The sequence below is a fragment of the Streptomyces sp. JN8 genome, from assembly GCF_055808075.1.
The window spans coordinates 3045716-3068601 of record NZ_CM147852.1 but is presented as its reverse complement, the minus strand read 5'-3'; the positions used below and the strand labels follow the sequence as shown (position 1 = coordinate 3068601).

General features: G+C 72.9%; 22 protein-coding genes and 2 tRNA genes. 14 read left to right on the top strand and 10 right to left on the bottom strand.

What is annotated here, in order from left to right; all coding sequences use genetic code 11:
- Nucleotides 1–56: 56 nt before the first annotated feature.
- From ACY0MR_RS13115 to ACY0MR_RS13105, 3 genes are read left to right on the top strand one after another with little or no spacing between them, the layout of a single operon-like run.
- On the top strand, nt 57–1703 hold the full coding sequence (locus ACY0MR_RS13115; RefSeq protein ID WP_473560820.1) for a TerD family protein: 1647 nt from the start codon (nt 57–59) through the stop codon (nt 1701–1703).
- 14 nt (nt 1704–1717) lie between these two features.
- A complete protein-coding gene (locus ACY0MR_RS13110; RefSeq protein WP_361857939.1) occupies nt 1718–2398 on the top strand; it encodes an AIM24 family protein in 681 nt (226 codons plus the stop codon).
- A gap of 19 nt (nt 2399–2417) precedes the next feature.
- Complete coding sequence (locus tag ACY0MR_RS13105; protein WP_361857936.1) at nt 2418–3173, top strand: AIM24 family protein; 756 nt, start codon at nt 2418–2420, stop codon at nt 3171–3173.
- Nucleotides 3174–3226: 53 nt separating this feature from the next.
- Here ACY0MR_RS13105 and ACY0MR_RS13100 read toward each other — a convergent pair whose 3' ends face one another.
- The gene (locus tag ACY0MR_RS13100; RefSeq protein WP_388793297.1) at nt 3227–3748 is read right to left on the bottom strand and encodes an NUDIX hydrolase; all 522 of its coding nucleotides are present in this window, start codon (nt 3746–3748) and stop codon (nt 3227–3229) included.
- Nucleotides 3745–5193: a zinc-dependent metalloprotease gene (locus ACY0MR_RS13095; protein ID WP_361857930.1), complete on the bottom strand. Its 1449-nt coding sequence runs from the start codon at nt 5191–5193 to the stop codon at nt 3745–3747. Before ACY0MR_RS13095 ends, ACY0MR_RS13100 begins: the two co-directional genes overlap by 4 nt.
- Before the next feature lie 214 nt (nt 5194–5407).
- Between ACY0MR_RS13095 and ACY0MR_RS13090 the strand changes: the two genes are divergently transcribed.
- The 4 genes from ACY0MR_RS13090 to ACY0MR_RS13075 all read left to right on the top strand — a co-directional run bounded on the left by ACY0MR_RS13090 (nt 5408) and on the right by ACY0MR_RS13075 (nt 8684).
- Nucleotides 5408–6517: an SDR family oxidoreductase gene (locus ACY0MR_RS13090; RefSeq protein ID WP_361857927.1), complete on the top strand. Its 1110-nt coding sequence runs from the start codon at nt 5408–5410 to the stop codon at nt 6515–6517.
- 103 nt (nt 6518–6620) lie between these two features.
- Entirely contained in the window at nt 6621–7082 is a 462-nt protein-coding gene (locus ACY0MR_RS13085; RefSeq protein WP_361857924.1) for a molybdenum cofactor biosynthesis protein MoaE, read from the top strand.
- Nucleotides 7083–7298: 216 nt separating this feature from the next.
- Entirely contained in the window at nt 7299–7529 is a 231-nt protein-coding gene (locus ACY0MR_RS13080) for a hypothetical protein (protein ID WP_388793299.1), read from the top strand.
- 66 nt (nt 7530–7595) lie between these two features.
- Nucleotides 7596–8684, top strand: a complete 1089-nt coding sequence (locus ACY0MR_RS13075; RefSeq protein ID WP_388793301.1) for a YlbL family protein — start codon at nt 7596–7598, stop codon at nt 8682–8684.
- 85 nt (nt 8685–8769) lie between these two features.
- On the opposite strand, the gene ACY0MR_RS13070 is transcribed toward ACY0MR_RS13075, so the two are convergent.
- Nucleotides 8770–9321, bottom strand: coding sequence for a PPA1309 family protein (locus ACY0MR_RS13070; RefSeq protein WP_148006093.1), 552 nt, complete (start codon nt 9319–9321; stop codon nt 8770–8772).
- A gap of 135 nt (nt 9322–9456) precedes the next feature.
- Here ACY0MR_RS13070 and ACY0MR_RS13065 point away from each other — a divergent pair, with 135 nt between their 5' ends.
- The 4 genes from ACY0MR_RS13065 to ACY0MR_RS13050 all read left to right on the top strand — a co-directional run bounded on the left by ACY0MR_RS13065 (nt 9457) and on the right by ACY0MR_RS13050 (nt 14788).
- Nucleotides 9457–12360 carry a UPF0182 family membrane protein gene (locus ACY0MR_RS13065; protein WP_392862784.1) on the top strand — a complete coding sequence of 968 codons (2904 nt, stop codon included), beginning with the start codon at nt 9457–9459 and terminating at the stop codon, nt 12358–12360.
- 45 nt (nt 12361–12405) lie between these two features.
- Nucleotides 12406–12479: transfer RNA gene (locus ACY0MR_RS13060), tRNA-Met, on the top strand.
- Nucleotides 12480–12683: 204 nt separating this feature from the next.
- Complete coding sequence (locus tag ACY0MR_RS13055) at nt 12684–14651, top strand: SEL1-like repeat protein (protein WP_388793303.1); 1968 nt, start codon at nt 12684–12686, stop codon at nt 14649–14651.
- 63 nt (nt 14652–14714) lie between these two features.
- Nucleotides 14715–14788: transfer RNA gene (locus ACY0MR_RS13050), tRNA-Met, on the top strand.
- A gap of 121 nt (nt 14789–14909) precedes the next feature.
- Here ACY0MR_RS13050 and ACY0MR_RS13045 read toward each other — a convergent pair.
- The 3 genes from ACY0MR_RS13045 to hisN form a co-directional block, all read right to left on the bottom strand.
- Nucleotides 14910–15329 (bottom strand): Fur family transcriptional regulator, encoded by a 420-nt coding sequence (locus ACY0MR_RS13045; protein WP_148006096.1) that lies wholly within the window; start codon nt 15327–15329, stop codon nt 14910–14912.
- Between the two features lie 243 nt (nt 15330–15572).
- Nucleotides 15573–15959, bottom strand: coding sequence for a CBS domain-containing protein (locus tag ACY0MR_RS13040; RefSeq protein WP_388793307.1), 387 nt, complete (start codon nt 15957–15959; stop codon nt 15573–15575).
- Nucleotides 15960–16142: 183 nt separating this feature from the next.
- On the bottom strand, nt 16143–16952 hold the full coding sequence (gene hisN, locus ACY0MR_RS13035; RefSeq protein ID WP_361850247.1) for a histidinol-phosphatase: 810 nt from the start codon (nt 16950–16952) through the stop codon (nt 16143–16145).
- Between the two features lie 121 nt (nt 16953–17073).
- On the opposite strand from hisN, the gene ACY0MR_RS13030 reads away from it, so the two are divergent.
- On the top strand, nt 17074–17727 hold the full coding sequence (locus ACY0MR_RS13030) for a TetR/AcrR family transcriptional regulator (protein WP_388793309.1): 654 nt from the start codon (nt 17074–17076) through the stop codon (nt 17725–17727).
- Here ACY0MR_RS13030 and ACY0MR_RS13025 read toward each other — a convergent pair.
- From ACY0MR_RS13025 to ACY0MR_RS13010, 4 genes are all read right to left on the bottom strand, one after another.
- Nucleotides 17619–17942, bottom strand: coding sequence for a DMT family transporter (locus tag ACY0MR_RS13025; protein WP_266969090.1), 324 nt, complete (start codon nt 17940–17942; stop codon nt 17619–17621). The genes ACY0MR_RS13030 and ACY0MR_RS13025 overlap by 109 nt on opposite strands.
- A 123-nt stretch (nt 17943–18065) precedes the next feature.
- On the bottom strand, nt 18066–19079 hold the full coding sequence (rsgA, locus tag ACY0MR_RS13020; protein ID WP_361850243.1) for a ribosome small subunit-dependent GTPase A: 1014 nt from the start codon (nt 19077–19079) through the stop codon (nt 18066–18068).
- Between the two features lie 3 nt (nt 19080–19082).
- Nucleotides 19083–20414: a 3-phosphoshikimate 1-carboxyvinyltransferase gene (gene aroA / locus ACY0MR_RS13015; protein ID WP_392862128.1), complete on the bottom strand. Its 1332-nt coding sequence runs from the start codon at nt 20412–20414 to the stop codon at nt 19083–19085.
- Between the two features lie 20 nt (nt 20415–20434).
- Entirely contained in the window at nt 20435–21124 is a 690-nt protein-coding gene (locus ACY0MR_RS13010; RefSeq protein ID WP_388793314.1) for a M50 family metallopeptidase, read from the bottom strand.
- Nucleotides 21125–21173: 49 nt separating this feature from the next.
- On the opposite strand from ACY0MR_RS13010, the gene ACY0MR_RS13005 reads away from it, so the two are divergent.
- Nucleotides 21174–21989, top strand: coding sequence for an SOS response-associated peptidase (locus ACY0MR_RS13005; RefSeq protein ID WP_473561784.1), 816 nt, complete (start codon nt 21174–21176; stop codon nt 21987–21989).
- A 107-nt stretch (nt 21990–22096) separates the two neighbouring features.
- Complete coding sequence (locus ACY0MR_RS13000) at nt 22097–22729, top strand: alpha/beta hydrolase family protein (protein WP_392862785.1); 633 nt, start codon at nt 22097–22099, stop codon at nt 22727–22729.
- Nucleotides 22730–22886 lie beyond the last annotated feature (157 nt).

Below are 22886 nucleotides of genomic sequence, written 5' to 3'. Positions count from 1 at the left end.
CAGCGGCTAGCCTGGCGCGAGCATTCGCCATTCGGGATGGGGGACGGTCGTTACGCATGGCCAGGGAATTCCAACGCGGCCACAAGGCCAAGATCAGTGATCTCACCGCGGGTACCGATCTGTACGTCGGCGTGCAGATCGCGGCACCGGGACTGACCTTCGACATCAGCTGCTTCGGGCTGGACGCGGAGGAGCGTCTCTCCGACGACCGCTACTTCGTGTTCTTCAACCAGCCGACGACGCCGGAGGAGTCCGTCCAGCTGCTCGGGGCACAGTCCGGTGACACCGAGTCCTTCCGCGTGACTCTCGACCGCATCCCCGCGAACATCCACAAGCTGTCGTTCACCGCGACCATCGACGGCGCCGGCCAGATGTCGCAGATCGGCCCCGGCCACCTGCGGATCGTCGCGGGCGGCGAGGAGGTCGCGCGGTACGCCTTCACCGGCGCCGAGTTCACCACCGAGCGCGCCGTGATGCTCGGCGACTTCTACCTCAAGGACGTCTGGCGGTTCGCCGCGGTCGGCCAGGGCTTCGACGGCGGCCTCGACGCGCTCCTGCGGAACTTCGGCGGCGAGGTCGCCGAGGACGAGCCCGCCGCGCAGCAGCAGGCCGCTCCCGGCTTCGCCCCGCCGGCGCAGGCCGCGGCGCCCCCGGCGTTCGGAGCCCCCGCGGCCCCGGCGCCCGCGCCCGCCTTCGGCGCCCCTCCGGCACCGGCTCCCGCGCCCGCCCCGGCCCCCGCCTTCGGCGCGCCGCCGGCCCCGCCCGCGCCCGTGCCGCCGTCCCAGCCGGTGCACACGGCGCCGACGATGGTGGCCCCCATGGCCCCCGCCCCGGTCCCGCCGCCCGCCCCGGCCCCCGCGCCGTACGGGCAGCAGCCCCCGGCGTACGGCCAGGTCCCGGGACAGCCTCCGGGCCAGTACCCCGGCCAGGTCCCGCCGCAGGCGCCCGGCCCGTACGGCCAGCCGCCGCAGGCACCCGGATACGGCCAGCCCGCCCCCTACGGCCAGCAGCCCGGCGTCCCGCAGGGCGCGCCGGCGACCGGAGCCGGCCTCGACGCCGCGCTCGCGCCGTACAAGGAGACGCCCACCGGAGCCCGCTGGACCCCGCAGAACCAGCAGCTCATGCGGGTCGACCTGGCCATGGGCGCCACGCCCGTGCTCGCCCGCCAGGGCTCCATGGTCATGTACCAGGGCAAGGTCGACTTCTCCCACAAAGGCGCCGGCTTCACCGGCCGGATCGTCGGCAACGCCACCGGCCAGGAGATGCAGCTGATGCGCTGCACCGGCCGCGGCCAGGTCTTCCTCGCCGAGGAGGGCGCCCACCTGCACCCGATCGAGCTCCAGGGCGACGGCATCTGCGTCTCCGCGGAGAACGTCCTCGCGTTCGACGAGACCCTCCAGTACGAGGTCCGCCGCATCGAGGGCCACGGCATCCCCGGCGGCGCCCTGTTCACCATGCAGTTCCAGGGCACCGGCACCGTCGTCGTGAAGACGCACGGCGTGCCCGTCGTGCTGCCCGTCACGCCGACCACCTTCGCCGACTGCCAGGCCGTCGTCGCCTGGTCGTCCGCGTCCCAGGTCATCCTCTCCAGCCAGGTGCGGCTCCGCCGCAACGCCTACCCCGGCCACAGCGGGGAGACCGTGAACCTGCAGTTCCGGGGCGCCCCCGGCAACTTCATCGTCGTCCAGCCCTACGAGGTCTGAGGGAGCCCGAAGTCATGAACCAGCAACTCGCGGGCTACGCCCCGACCCCCGTCGCGGCCCGGATGGAGAACCACGGCCGCACCATGCTCAAGGTGGCCATGGCCTCCGGCCAGGACCTCTACGCCCGGACCGGCTCCATGGTCGCCTACGAGGGCTTCATCACCTACGAGCCCAACCCGCCCGCCGTCCGCCAGGTCGCCCAGCAGTGGGCCACCGGCGAGGGCGCGCCGATCATGAAGTGCTCCGGCGACGGACTGCTCTACCTCGCCGACTACGGCGCGGACGTCGTCGTGATCAACCTCCAGAACGACTCGATCTCGGTCAACGGCACCAACCTGCTCGCCTTCGACGCCCACCTCCAGTGGGGCGTCGAGCGGGTCAAGGGGCTCGCGAAGTTCGCCGGCCAGGGCCTGTTCAACGTCGAGATCGCCGGCACCGGCTGGGTCGCCCTGACCTCGCGCGGCACGCCGATCGTCGTCGACTGCGGCCGCGGCGACGACGAGACGTACGTCGACCCCGACGCGCTCGTCGCCTGGTCGCCGTCGCTCAAGGTCAAGGGCAAGCGCAGCTTCAAGGCCTCCTCCCTCATCGGGCGGGGCAGCGGCGAGGCCTTCCAGATGGCCTTCTCGGGCCAGGGCATCGTCGTCGTACAGCCGAGCGAGGACAGCACCGACCGCCTGCGGGTCCGGGGCTGAGGGGGAGCGAGAACACACCATGCAGAGCCCGCTTTTCAACCACGCCGAACAGCAGAGCCAGGAGCGGTACGTCATCCAGAACCCGCAGCTCCTGCGGGTCACCCTCACCGGGCAGGACGACATCCTGGCCCGCAAGGGCGCCATGGTCGCGTACCAGGGACTCGTCGACTTCGACGGCGAGTACAAGACCCCCGGCCAGCGGCGGGCCCAGGCCCGCACCGGTGAGGGCCTCGACCTCATGCGCTGCTCCGGCCAGGGCACGGTCTACTTCGCCAACCTCGCCCAGTACGTGCACATCGTGGACGTCGAGCAGGAGGGCCTGACCGTCGACAGCGCCTACGTCCTCGCGCTCGACTCGACCCTCCACACCGAGGTCATCGCCGTCGACAGCCAGTACGGCGTCTCCGGCACCGGCAAGTACCAGCTCAACATCTCCGGCCGCGGCCGGGTCGCCCTGATGACCTCGGGGCAGCCGCTGATGATGCACGTCACCCCCGAGAAGTACGTCAGCGTCGACGCGGACGCCATCGTGGCCTGGTCCACCGGTCTGCGCGTCCAGATGCAGGCGCAGACGCACAACTCGAACGTCCGCAGCCGCCGCGGCAACACCGGCGAGGGCTGGGAGCTCAGCTTCCTCGGCCAGGGCTTCGCGCTCGTCCAGCCCAGCGAGGTCATGCCCCCGCAGAACGCGGCCATCGGCCAGGGCCTCGCCGCGCAGTTCGGCGCCGGACAGCACGGATCCCACGCCCAGAACCAGAACAACGCCTGGAACTAGGCACGCGCACGGAAGAGGGGGCGGCCGCCGACCGCCCCCTCTCCCGCGTCGCGCTAGAGCCGCGCCAGCGCGCTCTCCACGAGGCGGACCACCGACGCGTCCGCCACGCCCGCCACCTCGTCGTAGGCGAACCAGCGCAGGTCCAGCGACTCCTCGCTGATCTGCTCCACCGCGCCGGCCGGGGCCAGCGCCGCGTACTGCACGTCCAGGTGCCAGTGGCAGGGCGCCGGGATCGCATGCCGGTCGAGCCGCACCGGGCCGCCCGGCAGCAGCGTCAGACCCGGGATCCCCGACTCCTCGGCGGCCTCCCGCAGCGCCGCCGCCTCGACCGTCGCGTCGCCCTCCTCGCAGTGGCCGCCCATCTGCAGCCACATGCCCAGCTTCCGGTGCAGCGTCAGCAGCACCCGCCCGCGCCCGGGATCGAGCACCAGCGCACTGGAGGTCAGGTGCCCGGCCCCGCAGGGCTTGTACATGCCGTCCGGGTGCGCGTCCAGGTGCTCCAGATAGAGGTCGCGCAGCTCCGGCTGGCCCTCGTACCCCTTGAGGACGAGGACCGCGTCGTCGTGCAGGGTCACTCCTTGCCGTCCCCGTCTTCCGGGGCGTCGCCCTTGGCGGCCTCGCCGAGCATCTTGTCGATCTCGGAGAAGTCCAGGTGCTCGCGGTGCACGAAACCGTCCGGGTCGTCCAGGTCGGTCGCCGTCGGCAGCATGTCCGGGTGCTCCCACAGACCGTCACGGCCGTCGACCCCGCGCGCGTCCGTCAGCGACGCCCACAGGCGCGCCGCGTCCCGCAGCCGCCGCGGCCGCAGCTCCAGACCGATCAGCGTGGCGAAGGTCTGCTCGGCCGGACCGCCCGAGGCCCGGCGCCGGCGCAGGGTCTCGCGCAGCGCGTCCGCCGACGTGAGGCGCGACTTCGCGGCCTCGTGGACCACCGCGTCCACCCAGCCCTCGACGAGGGCCAGGGCCGTCTCCAGACGGGCCAGGGCGGCCTTCTGCGCCGGCGTGTCCTCCGGCTGGAACATGCCCTGCTGAAGGGCCTCCTGAAGCTGCTCCGGGTGCGTCGGGTCGAGCTGCCCCACCGCCTCCTCCAGCTTCGAGGTGTCGACCTTGATCCCCCGCGCGTACCCCTCGACCGCGCCGAACAGGTGCGCGCGCAGCCACGGCACGTGGGCGAAGAGACGCTGGTGGGCGGCCTCGCGCAGCGCCAGGTAGAGCCGCACCTCGTCGGAGGGCACGCCCAGGTCCTTGCCGAAGGCCTCCACGTTCAGCGGCAGCAGCGCGGCCCGGCCCGCGGGCCCGAGCGGCAGGCCGACGTCGGTCGAGCCGACGACCTCGCCCGCGAGCGCGCCGACGGCCTGCCCGATCTGCTGGCCGAACATGGCGCCGCCCATGGAGCGCATCATGCCGATCAGCGGGCCGGCCATGGCCTGCATCTCCTCCGGCAGGACGTCGCCCATCGCCGTGCCGACCCGCTCGGCGACCGGGTCCACCAGCTGCTGCCAGGCCGGCAGCGTCGCCTCGACCCACTCCGCGCGGCTCCACGCCACGGCCGTGCTCGCCCCCGAGGGCAGCGAGGTCACGCCGTCCAGCCACAGGTCGGCCAGGCGCACGGCCTCCTCGACCGCGGACCGCTCCGCCGGGCCCACGCTGGAGTCCTTGGTGCCGTCGGCGGTGCCCTGGGCCACCACCTGCCGCGCGATCTGCTTGGCCATGTCCCAGTTCACGGGACCGCCCTCGTAGCTCAGCATCTGGCCGAGCTGCTGGAAGGCCGCCCCGAGGTCGTTGGGGTTCAGCGAGCCGAACATCGCCGCGAACGGATTGTCCGCACCGCCCTGACCGCCCGGCCCACCGAGTCCGCCCATGCCGGGCAGTCCGCCGAAGCCGAAGGGGTTCGCCCCGAAGGGGTTGCCGCCCTGGCCGCCGGACCCCTGGCCACCTCCGGCGGGGTCCTTCTTCTTGCCCTCGTCGCCGTTCTCCGGCTCCTCCGGCGGAAGGCCGAATCCGAATGGGGTGTCACTCACAGGTTTCCTCGGCTCGTAGGGCCGCCGGCCTCCTGCCGACGGCGACTGCCCGACCAGGGCCTGTCCAGACAGGCCCCGCACACCACCAGCGTAGACATCCGGGCCGGAAATGGGCTCGGTGCTCCGCCGGACCGTGCCCTGCGGCAGGATGGACGCCACCTGGTCCGTACGCGTCATCCGTGTACGTACTGAAGACAACCGCTGGAGACGCCCGGTGAGTTCCCCAGATCCACAGGTTCGCGGAGCGCGAAACCCCTCAACCCGGTCCGCCGGGCGCGGCCCCGTCGTCGCGGTCACCGGTGCCGCTTCCGGCGTCGGCGACCTGCTGACCAGGCGCCTCGCCGCGTCCGACGAGATCAAGAAGGTCGTCGCCCTCGACGAGCGACGGGGCGAGGTCGCCGAGGCCGAGTGGCACATCCTCGACGTGCGCGACCCGGCCATCGCCGAGAAGCTGCGCGGCGCGGACGTCGTCGTGCACCTCGCCGTCGACCTCGACCTGGAGACCGACCCCGCCGCCCGGACGGCCTACAACGTCCGGGGCACCCAGACCGTGCTGACCGCCGCGGCCGCGGCGGGGGTCCACCGGGTGGTGCTGTGCACCTCCGCCATGGTCTACGGGGCCCTGTCCGACAACGACATCCCGCTCTCCGAGGACGCCGAGCTCAGGGCCACGGCCGAGGCCACCGGCGTCGGGGACATGCTGGAGATCGAGCGGCTGGGCCGGCGGGCCCCCCGCGCGCACCCCGGCCTCAACGTCACCGTGGTCCGCCCCGCCGTCCTCGTCGGCGGCACGGACACGGCGCTGACCCGCTACTTCGAGTCGCCCCGGCTGCTCGTCGTCGCGGGCTCCCGGCCCACCTGGCAGTTCTGCCACGTCGACGACCTGGTCAGCGCCCTGGAGTACGCGGCCCTCGAAAAGGTCGAGGGCGAGTTCGCGGTCGGCTGCGACGGCTGGCTCGAACAGGAGGAGGTCGAGGAGCTCTCCGGGATCCGCCGCATGGAGCTGCCCTCCGCCGTCGCCCTCGGCGCCGCGGCCCGGCTCCACCGGATCGGGCTCACCCCGTCCCCGGCCGGCGACCTCGCGTACACGATGCACCCGTGGGTGGTCAGCGTCGGACGCCTGCACGACGCCGGCTGGCGGCCGAAGTGGACCAACGAGGAGGTCCTCGCGGCGCTCCTGGAGGAGGTCGAGGGCCGCCACACGGTCGCCGGCCGCCGGCTGGGCCGCAAGGACGCCACGGCGGCGGGCGCGGCCGGCGCGACGGTGGCCCTGCTGGGCACGGCGGCGCTGGTCCGGCAGATGCGGAAGCGGCGGGGCATCTGACCGGGGCGCGCACGGCGGCCTGTAGGACCCTCCTACGGGGGCCGCCGACGACCGGTCGAATCCGCTATTCCGGGATCTCGCGCGCGTACGGCACGATGGACGCATGGCACCGACGTCTGACCACCCCGGCGAGCAGGCCGCCGCCGACCCGATCAAGCTCCTCGCGATCCGGGACACCCCGCTCTCCCTCGACGAGGTCTTCCGGGCGGTCGGGGACGACGCCTCCGGCGGCACCACGCTCTTCGTGGGCACCGTGCGCAACCACGACGGCGGCGCCGACGTCGACCGTCTGGGCTACTCCAGCCATCCGACCGCCGAGGCCGAGCTGCGCCGGGTCGCCGAGAAGGTCGTCGCCGACTACCCGGTGCGCGCGCTGGCCGCCGTCCACCGGGTGGGGGACCTGGGCGTGGGCGACATCGCGGTCGTCGTGGCCGTCTCCTGCCCGCACCGCGGCGAGGCCTTCGAGGCCTGCCGCAAGCTCATCGACGACCTCAAGCACGAGGTCCCCATCTGGAAGCACCAGACCTTCTCGGACGGCACGGAGGAGTGGGTGGGGTCGTGCTGACGCCCGCCGCCCCCTGACCGGGGGCGCCCCCGGCCGCAGGCTCGGGGCCCGCTGACGCCCGCCCTTCCCGACCTGCCGGTTCTCCCCGGAGGGCAAGGCGACGCGCCGACGGCGCGTAGCCGAACGCCCGATTTGCGTAACCGCCCCCCACGCGCGAGCGTTGACCCCACGGATGACAGAGTCTGCTGATCAACTCACTGGGGATGGGAGGTCGGGATGGCAGCGCTGGCCTGGTTGCTGATTCCGCTTTTCGCAGTCGTCGGCGCGGCGATATGGGGAAGCTGGGCTTCGAGGAACAAGACGATAGGCGACGTGGCCGAGCTCGCCGGCTACGCCCGTTTCCGGGACGCGATGGAACGCGCCCACGCCACGCCCCCCGAATCCGTACGCCCCGAGCGCGAACCGGCCGCCGCCGCCGGTGGTGCCGCCGCCTCGCCGACGAGCTGACGCCGGGCCTCCTCGTACGGACCGCCCCGGGGGTGCACCCACAGGCGAGTCCCGTACTGTCGTTCCATGCCACGCCGCACCGCGACGATGCTCGCCTCCACCCTGGTCCTGATCTGCCTGCTGATCGCGGGCGTCCTGATCCCGGTGCCGTACGCGGAGATGAGCCCCGGCCCCACGGTCAACACCCTCGGCGAGGCCAGGGGAGAGCCCGTGCTGCACATCTCGGGACGCAAGACCTACCCGACCGACGGGCACCTCAACATGACGACGGTGCGGGTCACCAGCGCGGACTACAAGATGAACGCCGTCGAGGCCGTCTACGGCTGGCTGGCCCACGACAACGTGGTGGTGCCGCACGACACGCTCTACCCGGACGGCAAGACCGAGGAGGAGTCGACCCAGGAGAACGCCGAGGAGTTCAGCCAGTCCCAGGAGAGCGCCAAGGTGGCCGCCCTCAGGGAACTGGGCATCCCGGTCGTCTCCCGGGTCGTCGTCGGCAGCGTGATCAAGGGCTCGCCCTCCGAGGGCAAGCTGCACGCCGGTGACGTGATCAAGGCCGTGGACGGGGTGGCGATCACCGCGCAGGCGGACGTGGCCAAGCAGGTCGTCAAGCGGAAGCCCGGCCAGGACGTCGAGTTCACGATCGTCCCCGCCAAGGAGGCGGCCGCCGCCGAGAAGGCCCGCAAGGAGCCCACCGCCACCCGGAAGGTGGTCATCACGACCACCACCTCGGAGGAGGGGGACCGGGCCGTCGTCGGCATCCAGGCCGGCACCGATCACGTCTTCCCGTTCACCATCGACATCAACCTGGCCGACGTCGGCGGTCCCAGCGCCGGGCTGATGTTCGCGCTCGGCATCGTCGACAAGCTCACCCCGGAGAGCCTCACCGGCGGCCGCTTCATCGCCGGCACCGGCACCATCGACGACGACGGCAAGGTCGGCCCGATCGGCGGCATCGAGATGAAGCTGGTCGGCGCGCGGAACGCCGGAGCCCAGTACTTCCTCACCCCGGCCGACAACTGCGAGACGGCGGCGAGGGACATCCCGGACGGCCTCACCCTCGTCAAGGTGGACACCATCGAGGACGCCACGAAGTCCCTGGAGAAGCTCCGCGCGGGCGACACGAAGTCCCTGCCGAGCTGCTCGAAGAGCTAGCTCCGCCCCCCCGGGCACGACCCGGGAGCACGTGAGAAGGGGCGCCCGGTCACCGACCGGGCGCCCCTTCGCCGTCGTGCGGAGGTCAGCTCTCGAAGGTGGCCGTGAGTGCCTCGGCGAGGCCCGGCACCAGGTCGGGGCCGGTCAGGACCTCGGTGGCGGTGTCCTTCTCGCGCAGCCGGATGGCCGCCTCGCGGGCTCCGCCGCGCAGCACGGCCACCGTCATCCGGACCTCCTGGCGGTCCGGGTGGGCGGCCACCCACTTGGCGAGCTGCTTCTCGTTCAGTCCCTGCGGGACCTGCGCCTCGGCCGAGGGCGGCAGCATGAGCCGCTCCACCGTCATGGCGCAGCCGGCGACCCCGGCGGGCCAGGCGATCGTGCCGAGGAACTCGTCGAGGGGCTTCCCGCGCGGCAGCTTCTCCTGCTCGATCGGGGTGTAGGCGGTGGCGTCGTCGCCCAGGCCCAGCTGGGAGGCGAGCCTGGGCTCCTTGGCACGCAGCCGTGCGGTGTCGACCAGGGCGAAGAGGCGGGCCGGCTGGTCCCAGCCGAGGCCCGCCGCGTACTCGTCGATCTCGAGCACCGCGCGGGTGAGGGGGCTCGCGGCCATCGCCGGGCCGGAGGGGGAAACGTTGGACATGACCAATATCCTGCCTCCTCTTCCCCTGAATACGGGAACTAGGTAAAGCCTCAGTAAGTTGCACCATTGGGCTCTACGATCGCTGGGCCTGCTTTCAGACGCATCAACATCGAGGGGCGCACGTTGGCTTTCCAGATGCCGGACCGCGGCGGTAGCCCGTCCGGGCCGAGGATGAGAGTCGGCCGGCCGTCCCGGCGGGCCCGAACCCTGCTCATGACACTCGGGGTCCTGGCCGTGCTGGCCATGGCCTTCGTGATGTTCGCCGGGTTCTGGACGGACTGGCTCTGGTACCGCTCGGTCGACTACTCGTCCGTGTTCACCACCACCCTGTGGACGAAGATCGGCCTGTTCGCCGTCTTCGGCCTCCTGATGGGGCTCGCCGTCGGCCTGAACATCTGGCTGGCGTACCGGCTCCGGCCGCCGCTCAGCGCGATGTCGCTGGAGCAGCAGAGCCTCGACCGGTACCGGATGGGCCTCGCTCCGTTCAAGAAGTGGGTGCTGCTCGCGGTCACCGCCCTGGTGGCGCTGATCGCCGGCGCGTCCGCCTCGGGCCAGTGGCGCACCTGGCTGATGTGGGTCAACGGCGTGGAGTTCGGCCAGAAGGACCCGCAGTTCGGTCTCGACGTGTCGTTCTTCGCCTTCGACCTGCCCTGGTACCGCTTCCTGCTCGCCTTCGGCTTCGCCGCCGTCGTGCTGTCGCTGATCGCCGCCGCGCTGACGCACTACCTGTACGGCGGGCTGCGGATCACCAGCCCGGGCGCGCGGGCCACCGCCGCGGCCACCGGTCACCTCTCGGTGCTGCTCGGCGTCTTCGTGGCGCTGAAGGCCGTGGCGTACTGGCTCGACCGGTACGGCCTGGCCGTGAAGTCCAGCGACTTCAAGGCCACCGGCAACTGGACGGGCCTGCGGTACGTCGACGCCAACGCCTACCTGCCGGCGAAGACCATCCTGTTCTGCATCGCCGCGATCTGTGCCGTGCTGTTCTTCGCGACGCTGTGGCGCCGCACCTGGCAGCTGCCGGTGATCGGCTTCGGTCTGATGGTGCTCTCCGCGGTCCTGATCGGCGGCCTCTACCCGGCCATCGTGCAGAAGTTCCAGGTCCAGCCGAACGAGCAGGCCAAGGAAGCGGAGTACATCAAGAAGAACATCGACGCGACCCGCAAGGCGTACGCGATCGACGAGACGAAGCTGGAGAACTACTCGGGCAAGTCGACGGTGAAGGCGAAGGACCAGCTGCGCAGCGACGCCGACTCGGCGGCCAGCTACCGCGTCCTCGACCCGAACATCGTGTCGCCGACGTTCCAGCAACTGGAGCAGAAGCGGAAGTACTACCAGTTCCCGACCACCCTGGACGTCGACCGCTACCAGGGCAAGGACACGGTCGTCGGCCTCCGCGAGCTCAACATCAAGGGCATCCCGAAGCGGAACTGGATCAACGACCACTTCACCTACACCCACGGCTACGGCGCGATCATGGCCTCGGGCACCCAGACGGACGCCAACGGCTCGCCGGTCTTCACCGAGGCGGGACTGCCCACGAAGGGCATGCTCGGCAGCTACCAGCAGCGGATCTACTACGGCGAGAAGACCGACCAGTACTCGATCGTGGGCGGCCCGCAGAAGGAGCTGGACTACGAGGAGAACGGCGAGAAGACCACCAGCTACGAGGGCAAGAGCGGGGTCAACCTCTCCAGCACCTTCAACCGCGCGGCCTACGCCGTCGCGTTCAGCGAGCCGCAGATCCTCTACTCGGGAGCCATCGGCGAGGGCTCGCGGATCCTCTACAACCGCACGCCCAAGCAGCGCGTCGAGGCCGTCGCGCCCTGGCTGACCATCGACGGCGATGCCTACCCGGCGGTCGTCGACGGCCGGATCCAGTGGGTCATCGACGCGTACACGACGACGAACGGCTACCCGTACGCCTCGCGCACCACGCTCGGCGACACCACGGCCGACTCGCTGACCGTCGGCAACCAGCAGCGCGCCGTCGTCGCCCAGCAGAACCAGGTCAACTACATCCGCAACTCGGTCAAGGCCACCGTCGACGCCTACGACGGCACGGTGAACCTCTACCAGTGGGACACCCAGGACCCGGTCCTGAAGACCTGGATGAAGGCGTTCCCGGGCACGGTCAAGGCCAAGTCCGAGATCGGCGGCGACCTGATGCAGCACCTGCGGTACCCGCAGGACATGTTCAAGGTCCAGCGCGAGCTGCTGACCCGCTACCACGTCACCGACCCCGCGCAGTTCTACAGCGGCTCGGACGCCTGGCAGGTGCCGGACGACCCGACCAACAAGGACGGCAACGCGGTCCCGCCGTACTACCTGAGCATGAAGATGCCCGGGGACACGGCCCAGCGCTTCTCGCTGACGACGACGTTCACGCCGAACGGGCGGCCCAACCTGGGTGCCTTCATGGCGGTCGACGCCGACGCCACCAGCAAGGAGTACGGCCGGCTGAGACTGCTGCGGGTCACCGAGGACGTGCCGGGGCCGGCGCAGGTGCAGAGCAAGCTCAACGGTCTGCCCTCCGTCGCCACCTTCGTCCGGGACCTGAAGGGCGCCGACTCGGACATCCAGTACGGCAACCTGCTGACCGTCCCGCTCGACGGCGGATTCCTGTACGTGGAGCCGGTGTACGCCCAGGGACGCAACGCGCTCTACCCGCTCCTCAAGAAGGTCGCGGTGTCGTACGTGGACGCCGACCAGCCGGACGGTGACACGACCAAGGACACCACGGTGTTCGAGGACAACCTCACCAAGGCGCTGAACGCGGTCTTCGGGGTGGACGCGCCCACCACGCCGCCGCCGACCTCGCCGACGACCCCGCCGGGCACCGGCAACCCGCCGCCGGCGTCCAACGACGCCGCGCTCAAGCAGGCGATCGCCGACGCCCAGACGGCCTACGACGCGGGCGAGGCCGCCCTCGCGAAGGGCGACTGGACGGCCTACGGCCAGGCCCAGAAGGACCTCCAGGCGGCGCTCGACCGCGCCGCGGCGGCCGGGGCCAAGCTCAAGACGACGGGATCAAGCGGCTGACCTGAGGTTTTCCACCCCGCGTCCGTGATACGGTGGTTTCACCGACGCGGGGTGGAGCAGCTCGGTAGCTCGCTGGGCTCATAACCCAGAGGTCGCAGGTTCAAATCCTGTCCCCGCTACTCAGAGCACGAGGGCCCGGATCCATAAGGATCCGGGCCCTCGTCGTGTGTCGGCGTGCGCGGGGGGCCTGAAGAGCGGTAGGGAAGGGGCGAGTTGGCGTGAGTCGTGTTTGACTTGTCTCTCTGTGGGCATGTCGACAAAACGCTGAGTGACCTCACTGGCTGCGGTATACCAGGTGTGCTCGGGTTGCGGGTGGTGCGACGATGGTATTTATGGGGGACAGGGCAACTCTGTTGGAGACAGGGCGGTTTGTGCAGCGGCATGCCAGGAACGCCGCGGACGAGATCATCGAGGCAGTAGGGGCCGTCGATGCGGCCGTCGACACCGCCGCCGAGACCGATGCCGAGAACGAGACCGAGACCGAGGCCCGTCACCGGCGCGCCGCCGAGCGCGGCGACCTCGCCTCGATGAGCGCGCTCGGCGCGCTGCTGCTGCGCCGCGGCGACCTCGACGGCGCCGAGCCCTTCCTCCGCGCCGCCACCGCCGAGGGCGACCGGGCCGCCGCGAACAACCTCGGGGTCCTGCTCCACCAGCGCGGCTACGCCGACGAGGCCGCCGGCTGGTGGCGCGTCGCCGCCGTCGCCGGCTCCGCACCCGCCGCCCACGCCCTCGGCCGCCACCACCGCGAGCGCGGCGACGAGCCGGCCGCCGAGTACTGGCTCCGCCAGGCCGCCGAGCAGGGCCACGCCCTCGGCGCCTACGCCCTCGCCGACCTCCTGGAGCACCGCAGCGACGTCGGTGCCGAGCGCTGGCTCCGCGCCGCCGCCGAGCAGGGGCACCGCGAGGCCGCCTACCGCCTCGCCCTCGCCCTGGAGCGGCGCGCCACCGAGACCACCCGGGGCCCGCACGACACCGGCACCCGCCTCCGCGTCCCCGGCACCGGCGCCCTCGTGCCCACCGGCGCGCCCGCCGCCGCACCCGTCGGCGGCGCACCCGGACCGGCCGCCGGCGAGGGCGCCGGCGAGCCCTCCGAGGCCGAGCAGTGGTTCCGGCAGGCCGCCGCGCGGGGCCACCGGCGGGCCGCGCTCCACCTCGGCGCGATCCTGGAGCACCGCGGCGAGCTCAAAGAGGCCGGCCGCTGGTACCTCAGCTCCGCCAAGGAGGGCGAGGCCAAGGCGGCCTGCGCCCTCGGCTTCCTGCTCCGCGACGCGGGCGACGAGGAGAGCGCCGCCGTCTGGTGGCTGCGGGCCGCCCAGGACGGCGACGGCAACGCCGCCAACGCCCTCGGCGCGCTCCACGCGGCCCGCGGGGAGCAGCAGACCGCCGAGCGCTGGTACCGGGCGGCCATGGACGCGGGCGACGTGAACGGCGCCTACAACCTCGGGCTGCTGTGCGCCGCCCAGGACCGCATCCCGCAGGCCGAGCAGTGGTACCGCCGGGCCGCCTACGCGGGCCACCGCGAGGCCGCCAACGCCCTCGCCGTGCTCCTCCTCCAGGCCGGCGACGCCAACGGCGCCGAGCCCTGGTTCTCCAAGGCCGCCGAGGCCGGCAGCGTCGACGCCGCCTTCAACCTCGGCATCCTCCACGCCGGCCGGGACGACGACCGCACGGCCCTCGTCTGGTACGAGCGGGCCGCGGCCGCCGGGCACACCGAGGCCGCCCTCCAGGTCGGCATCGCCGCGCTCCGGGACGGCGACGAGCGCACCGCCGAGCGGCACCTGCGCTGTGCGGCCGGCGGCGGCAGCGCCGAGGCCGCCTTCCGGCTCGCCTCGGTGCTCGACGCCCGCCGCCCCGACCCGGGCCCGGCCGTCCTCGGCGCGCCCCGGGAGGAGAAGAGCGAGTGCGAGGAGTGGTACGAGCGGGCGGCCCAGCAGGGCCACCGGCGCGCCCAGGTGCGGGTGGGCATGCTCGCCGCCGGGCGCGGCGACCTGGCCGAGGCCGACCGCTGGTACCGCGAGGCGGCCGAGGCCGGCAGCCGCAACGGCGCCTTCAACCTCGGGCTGCTCCTCGCCCGCGAGGGCAGCGAGCGCGAGGCGTCGCTCTGGTGGACCCGGGCCGCCCGGGCCGGCCACGGCCGCGCCGCGCTCCGGCTCGCCCTGCTCGCGGCGCGCCGCGGCGAGCTGACCGAGGGGCGCCGCTGGTGCGCCCGCGCGGTGGAGCTGGGTCCGGCCGAGGTCGCGGAGCGGGCCGCGCGGCTCAGTGAGGCGCTCCACCAGGAGCTGACCGCGTGACGGTGGCGCCGTTCAATCGATTTGCACCGGCCGTGCGGCGTCCCGTAGAGTCGTGTCTACCGACGCGGGGTGGAGCAGCTCGGTAGCTCGCTGGGCTCATAACCCAGAGGTCGCAGGTTCAAATCCTGTCCCCGCTACTCAGTAGCACGAAGGCCCGGATCCAGTCACTGGATCCGGGCCTTCGTCGTGTGCGCGCGGGAGCCCGTGGCACGGGGAGAAGGCCCCCGCCGTGGCGGGGGCCTTCTCGGGGAGTCGTGCTCAGGCGGAGGTCGCGCAGCTCGGGCAGATGCCGCGGTACGTGACCTCGACGTTCGAGATCGTGAAGCCGAAGCGCTCGGTGTCGGGAAGGTCCGCCAGCGGGTCGCCCGCCGGATGGACGTCCCGGATCGCCCCGCAGCGGCCGCAGACCAGGTGCTGGTGCGGTCGGTGGGCGTTGGGGTCGTACCGCTTGGCGCGGCCGTCGGTCGCGACTTCGAGCACCTCGCCGAGGGTGACCATCTCGCCCAGCGTGTTGTAGACGGTCGCGCGCGAGATCTCGGGAAGCCGCGTCACGGCGCGGGCGTGGACCTCGTCGGCGGTCAGGTGTACGTGATCCCCGTCGAGGACCTCGGCCACGACGCGTCGCTGCGCGGTCATCCGCCAGCCGCGTCCGCGCAGTCGTTCCAACAGGTCGCTCATGGGGGCCAGGGTAACAGTCGGCGCCTCGGCTCCCCGAACGCGTGTGACTTTGGATGATCACTTGACCTGGACATTGTCCATTATAGGATCGTGTACGCCCACGGCGGTCATCGACGGCCTCCGAGGGCGGACGAGGACTTCGGCGGGCGGCTCGACGCCGCGATCCAGGCCCTGCGCGGCCGAGGGCGCCCGCCGAAAGAGGGGGCGGGCCGCGATCCGTACGGATCGCGGCCCGCCCCCGCGTCATCCCGCGACGCTGTGCAGCGGGACCCAGCAGCGGATGATGTCCCGGACCGAGACGATGCCGACGGGGCCGTGCCCGTCGAGCACCACGAGATGGCGGAAGCCGCCGTGCGTCATGGCCTCCGCCGCCTCCTCCAGGGTCCAGGTGGGGGCGGCGAAGACGACGTCGTGGGTGGTGTGGGAGTCGGCGGTCTCGGTGTCGGGGTTCTGGTCGCGGGCCAGCGACTTGAGGATGTCCCGTTCGGTGAGGATGCCGAGTCCGGCGTCCCCGTCCAGGACCACGGCCGCGCCGACGCGGCGCGCCGCCATCAGCCGGGCGGCCTGTCGAAGGGTGTGGGCGGGGCCGATGGTGAGGACCACGGTGCTCATGGCGTCACGGACGAGCATGGGCGGAGCCACCTCCTTGGTGAAGCGTTCCCGCCTTCAACGAGAACGGATTCACAAGTTCACAAGTGGGGGGACTCTCAGAGTGGCACCGGGGCAGGGGCTCGACAAGGGGGCGCGCGAGGCGCCCTCGGGGAGTGCCGAGGGCGCTCGAACGCCGAGGTTCCGGAGGCTCCGGCCGGGCGCTCAGCCCGCCGCGGCCTCCTGGTTGAGGTAGCTCAGCAGCTCGCCGTGGAGCAGGCCGTTCGACGCGGCCGCGTTCCCGCTGTGCGGACCGTGCCGGCCGTCCAGCCCCGTGTACGTACCGCCCGCCTCCTGCACCACGACCGCCACCGCGGCCATGTCCCACAGCGACAGCTCCGGCTCCGCGCAGATGTCCACCGAGCCCTCGGCGACCATCATGTACGGCCAGAAGTCGCCGTACGCCCGGGTCCGCCAGCACGCGCGCGTGAGGTCCAGGAAGCCGTCGAGGCGGCCCTGCTCCTCCCAGCCGTCCAGCGAGGAGTACGCGAAGGAGGCGTCCGCCAGGGAGGACACCTTCGAGACCCCGATCCGGGTCGCCGAGGCGAGACTGCGCCCGGTGTACGCGCCCAGGCCCTTCGCCGCCCACCAGCGCCGGCCGAGCGCCGGGGCCGACACCACGCCCACCACCGGCTGGAACCCGGTGTCCCCGGCCTCCATCAGGGCGATCAGGGTCGCCCAGACGGGTACCCCGCGCACGTAGTTCTTCGTACCGTCGATCGGGTCGATCACCCAGCGGCGCGGGCCGGAGCCCTCCACGCCGAACTCCTCGCCCAGGATCGCGTCGCGCGGCCTGGCCCGCTGGAGCTGCCCCCGGATCAGTTCCTCGGCTGCCTTGTCGGCCTCGCTCACCGGAGTCATGTCCGGCTTCGTCTCGACCTTGAGGTCGAGCGCCTGGAAACGGTCCATGGTGGCCGCGTCGGCGGCATCCGCGAGGACGTGGGCGAGACGCAGATCATCGTGGTAATCGGCCATGGTCGGCACTCTATCCCCGGGTGGTCCCGACGCGGCGAACCGTCCACGGGCGGCCCCTTGACAGTGCCCGGACGCCTGTCGACGCTGAGCACGGAGACGATTCCCCGGTCCGGAGGCGCCGATGCCGACTGCCCGCGAGGCCCTGCTCGACGCCGCGCTCGCCGCGCTCGCGCACCGGTCCTGGTCCACCGTGCGCATGGCGGACCTGGCCGTGGCCGCCCGGGTCTCCCGGCAGACCCTCTACAACGAGTTCGGCAGCAAGGAGGGCCTCGCCCGCGCCCTGGTGCACCGGGAGGCCGACAGCTATCTGCAGGGCGTCCGGCGGCTGCTCGCCGTGCCGGCCCCGCCCGAGCGGAACCTGGTCGCCGTCGCCGAGTGGATCGTCACCCGGGCCGCCGCCCGCCCCGTCCTGCGGTCCCTGCTCACCGGCGCCTGGGACGAGCGGCTGCCCGCACCCCGGCCCGCCCGGCCCGGCGCCCGCCCCGCGGCCGTCCCGGCCCAGCGCCGCGCCGACGAGGGCCCGCCCGCGCCCGGCGAGCTGGTCGCGGCGACCGCGGCCTGCGCGGGGGAGCGGTGGGCGGCGGGCTGCGAACTCGCCGTGCGGCTGGCCCTCAGCCATGTCGTGGCGCCCGCGGTCCCCACCGTCGACCAGGTGCGGGCGGGAGGTCAGTGCGCGGAGCCGGACAGCTGGAGTCCGATCACCCCGACGATGACCAGGCTGATCGAGATGATCTTGAGCGTCGAGACCACGTCGCCGAGGAAGATCATCCCGTAGATCGCCGTCCCCGCCGCCCCGATCCCGGTCCACACCGCGTACGCGGGACCCACGTCGAGCTTGCGCAGGGCGAGCGTGAGGAGGCCGAAGCTGCCCAGGGCGAAGGCGGCGAACGCGACCGTCGGCCACAGCCGGGTGAACCCGTGCGAGAGCTTCAGGCAGACCGCGAACCCCGTCTCCAGAAAGCCCGCCACCACCACCAGCAGCCACGCCATCGTCAGTGCCTCCCACGCCGTCGGTGACTGCTTCGTCGCACTTGGTGCGATTATGCCCTTACCGATCGTGGTCGTCCGTAAACGCGGACGGCGCGGCCGCCCGCAAACGCGGGCCGGCCGGGCTCAGTCGCCCTCGCGCCGCTCCCGGGTCGCGAGCAGCCGGCGCAGCGAGACGAGCCGCGCCGGATCGGCGTGTCCCTCAGCCACCCAGGCGTCCAGCGCGCAGTCCTGCTCGTCGTGGCTGCACGCGCGCGGGCAGTTCTCCGTCCCCGGCACCAGGTCGGGGAAGGCGAGGATGACCCGGGACGGGTCGACGTGGTGCAGGCCGAAGGAGCGGACGCCCGGGGTGTCGATGACCCAGCCGCCCTCCTTGTCGTTGAGCGGCAGGGCGAGCGCGGAGGTGGTGGTGTGCCGGCCGCGGCCCGTGACCGCGTTCACGACACCGGTGGTCCGCCGGCGCTCCGGCGGCACCAGGGCGTTCACCAGGGTCGTCTTGCCGACGCCGGAATGCCCGACGAAGGCGGTGGTCCGCCCCTTGAGGTGCTCGTGGACCCGCTCGGCGGCCACCCCGTCGACGAACTCGTCGCGGGTGGTGACCACGTGCGGCACGCCCAGCGCGCCGTACATCTCCAGGAGGGAGTCCGGCGGCGCCAGGTCGGACTTGGTGAGCACGAGCAGCGGGCTGAGACCGCCGTCGTACGCGGCGACCAGGCACCGGTCGATCAGCCGCGGGCGCGGCTCGGGGTCGGCGAGGGCGGTGACGATGGCCAGCTGGTCGGCGTTGGCCACGACCACCCGCTCGTACGGGTCGTCGTCGTCGGCCGTGCGCCGCAGCACCGAGCTGCGCTCCCCGATCCGCACGATCCGGGCCAGCGTGTCCTTCTCGCCGGACAGGTCGCCGACGAGCGACACGCGGTCGCCGACCACGGCCGCCTTGCGGCCCAGCTCGCGCGCCTTCATCGCGGTCACCGCCCGGTCGTCGACCAGGACGGTCAGCCGGCCGCGGTCGACGGTGAGGACCATCCCCTCCACGGCGTCCTCGTGCTTCGGACGGATCGTGGTGCGGGGGCGGGTGCCCTTGCGGTTGGGCCGCTGGCGGATGTCGTCCTCGTCGGTGTGCTTGCCGTAGCGCCGCATGGTTCAGGCCCCGAGCATTTCGGTCCACATCCTGGGGAAGTCGGGCAAGGTCTTCGCCGTCGTGGCCACGTCCTCGATCTCCACGCCCTCGACCGCCAGGCCGATGATCGCGCCCGCCGTCGCCATGCGGTGGTCGTGGTACGTGCGGAAGACGCCGCCGTGCAGCGGGCGCGGGCGGATGTGGAGACCGTCCTCGGTCTCGGTCACGTCGCCGCCCAGCTCGTTGATCTCCTTGGTGAGCGCCGCCAGCCGGTCCGTCTCGTGCAGCCGGAGGTGGGCGACCCCGCGCAGGGTCGACGGGGAGTCCGCGAGGGCCGCGACCGCCGCGATGCCGGGCGTCAGCTCGCCCACCTCGCCGAGGTCGACGTCGATGCCGTGGATCCGGCCCGTGCCGGTGAAGGTCAGACCGGCCTCGGTCAGCTCGCAGGATCCACCCATCTCGGTGAAGATCGTCCGCAGCGCGTCACCGGGCTGGGTGGTCCGCGCCGGCCAGTCCGGCACCGTCACCCGGCCGCCGGTGACCAGGGCCGCCGCCAGGAACGGCTGCGCGTTCGACAGGTCGGGCTCGACCACCAGGTCCCGGCCGCGCAGCGCGGAGGGCGCCACCCGCCACACGTTCGGGGCACCGCCGTGCTCCGGCTCGTCGACCTGCGCGCCGACCGCCCGCAGCATGTCGACGGTCATCCGGATGTGCGGCAGCGAGGGCAGCCGCGATCCCACGTGCCGCACCTCCACGCCCTGGTTGAAGCGGGGCGCGGAGAGCAGCAGGGCGCTCACGAACTGGGAGGACGAGGAGGCGTCGATCTCGACGGTGCCGCCGTCCAGGCCGCCGGCGCCGTGCACCGTCAGGGGGAGGGCGCCGCGCCCCTCGTCGTCGATGCGGGCGCCGAGCGCGCGCAGGGCGTCGATCACGCCGTGCAGCGGCCGCTCGTGGGAGCGGGGGTCGCCGTCGAAGCGCACCGGGCCGTCGGCGAGCGCCGCGACCGGGGGCAGGAAACGCATGACCGTGCCGGCGTTGCCGACGTCGACGGTCGCCGGGCCGCGCAGCGGCGAGGGGATGATCCGCCAGGCCTCGCCCGAGCCGTCCGGGCCCACGCCCTCCTCGATCCGCACGCCGAGGGTGCGCAGCGCCTCGGCCATCAGGAGGGTGTCGCGGGAGCGCAGCGGGCGGCGGAGCCAGCCGGGCTCGGACGCCAGCGCGGCGAGGACCAGGGCGCGGTTGGTGACCGACTTCGATCCGGGCACGGTGACGGTCGCGTCGACGGCGCCGCGGGCATACGGAGCGGGCCAGAGGTCGGTGGGCGGGTCGATGTGCGCGGAGGTGGCTGCGGTCATGGACTCACTGTACGGGGGAGTCAGAAGCCCAGGAGCCAGCGCCCGCCGCCGATCAGGGCCGAGATCGCGACGGCGTGGAAGAAGACCAGCCACACTCCGGCGGGCACATGGGTGAGCCGCGCGAGCTGGTCCGCGTCCGAGTCCGGTGTCCCGCCGTGGCGCCGCTTGAACTGGAGCTCGAAGGCCGGGCGGACGCCGCCGAGCAGCAGGAACCACACCACGGCGTACGCGAAGGCCGACTGGACCTCGGGGGAGGTCAGCCAGGACACGAGGAGGAAGGCGGCGCCGGTGAGCAGGACGGTGAGGATCCCGTAGGCGTTGCGGACCATCACGAGCATCGCGAGCAGCAGGGCCGTCGCCACCCACAGCAGCAGGGTCACCCGGTGGGTGCCGAGCAGGGCGGCGCCGCCGAGGCCGAGCAGCGGGGCCGCGGGATAGCCGGCGGCCAGGGTGAGGACCACGCCGAGACCGGTCGGCCGGCCGCGGCTCACGGTCAGTCCGCTGGTGTCCGAGTGCAGCCGGATCGCTTCGAGCCGCCGGCCGGTGGCGAGGGCGACCAGTCCGTGGCCGCCCTCGTGGGCGATGGTGATCGCGTTGCGGGCGAGCAGCCAGACGCGGCGGGGCACGGTGACGGCCAGGGCGGCGACGCCGGTGGCGATCACCAGCCACTCGGGCGGCGCGGCCTGCGCGCCGAAGAGGTCGAGGTCCATCGTTCGGGCCGCTCCTCGGGGGGTCGGGGATCGTGGCAGTGTGGCACGTATGTGCGGACGGTTTGCAGCGAGTCGGCGGCCCGAGGACCTCGTCGAGGCCTTCGGCATCGAGAAGTGGGAGCCGGAGGAGGCCCTGGCACCGGACTGGAACGTGGCCCCCACCAAGGAGGTCTGGGCCGTACTGGAGCGTCCTCTGAAGGACGCCGGATCCCGGCGTCCGGTTCGCCAGCTCCGCGCACTGCGCTGGGGCCTGGTGCCGTCCTGGTCGAAGACCCCGGAGGGTGCCGCCCGGATGATCAACGCACGGGCCGAGACCCTGGACGAGAAGCCCTCCTTCAAGGGGGCCTTCGCGGCCCGCCGGTGCATCCTGCCCGCCGACGGCTACTACGAGTGGGTCACCGGCGCGGGCGAGCGGGAGCTGGAGGTCGAGGGGAAGCGGAAGCGGGCCCGCAAGCAGCCGTACTTCGTGACCCCGGCCGACGGCTCGGTCTTCGCGATGGCGGGCCTGTACGAGTTCTGGCGGGACCCGACCCTGCCCGACGGCGCCCCCTCGGCCTGGTGGGTCACCTGCTCGGTGATCACCACCGAGGCCGAGACCGGGCCGCTGGGCGTGGCCCCGGCCGAGGGCCCCCGCTCGCTCGCCGACATCCACCCCCGGATGCCGCTGATGCTCACCGAGGACCGCTGGGACGCCTGGCTCGACCCGGCGATCACCCGGCCCGAGGAGCTGCGCGGGCTGCTCGCCGCCCCGCCGGAGGGCCTCATGCGGGCCTATCCGGTGGCGACCGCGGTCAGCAACGTCCGCAACAACGGGGCCGAGTTGCTGACGGAGCTGGACGGCCCGGAGGTCGGCACCCTGTTCTGACCGGTCGCCACACGCCTCGGCGCCCTCCCGCCCGCGGGGTTCGCCCGACACCCTCCGGGCGGCGCGGCCCGGACCGCCGGCGGGGGCAGGATGGGGGCGTGACCGACGTGACACAGTACGAGACCGTCCCCACCGACGCCGGGGACGCCCGCATCGCCTGGCACGAGGCGCCCGCGCCCCGGGCCGTCCTCGCCCTGGGCCACGGCGCCGGCGGCGGCATCGAGGCCCGCGACCTCCGGGCCCTGGCCGCAGCGCTGCCCGCCCGGGGCGTGACCACCGCGCTCGTCGAGCAGCCCTGGCGGGTCGCGGGCAAGAAGGTCGCACCCGCCCCCAAGACCCTGGACACCGGCTGGCGCGGACTCTGGCCGGCGCTCGCCCGGCCCGGTCTGCCGGTCGTCGCGGGCGGCCGCAGCGCCGGCGCCCGGGTCGCCTGCCGCACCGGGCGGGAGCTCGGCGCGCACGCCGTCCTCGCCCTGAGCTTCCCCCTGCACCCGCCCGGCAGGCCGGAGCGGTCCCGCGCCGGTGAACTCCTCGGCAGCGGCCTCCCGACGCTCGTCGTCCAGGGCGGCAACGACCCCTTCGGACGGCCCGCGGAGTTCCCGGACGGCCCGTACCGCCTCGTCGAGATCCCTTACGGGGACCACGGTTTCGCGCTCCCCAAGCGGGCCCCGCTCGGCCAGGAGGAGGCACTGGAGATCCTCGTGGCCGGCGTCGCCGACTGGATCGGCTCCCTGGGCTGACGGACCGGGAATGCCGAGCGGGGGAGCACTGTTGTTCCGTGCGTCGGTGTGAAGCAAGGAAGAGGGAGTCCGTCGCATGGGTTCGACCATCTGCCCGGAGCGCGCGCAGGCCGCTGACCTCGACTGGACAGTGCTGCCCGCTCCCCAGGGAGCCCGG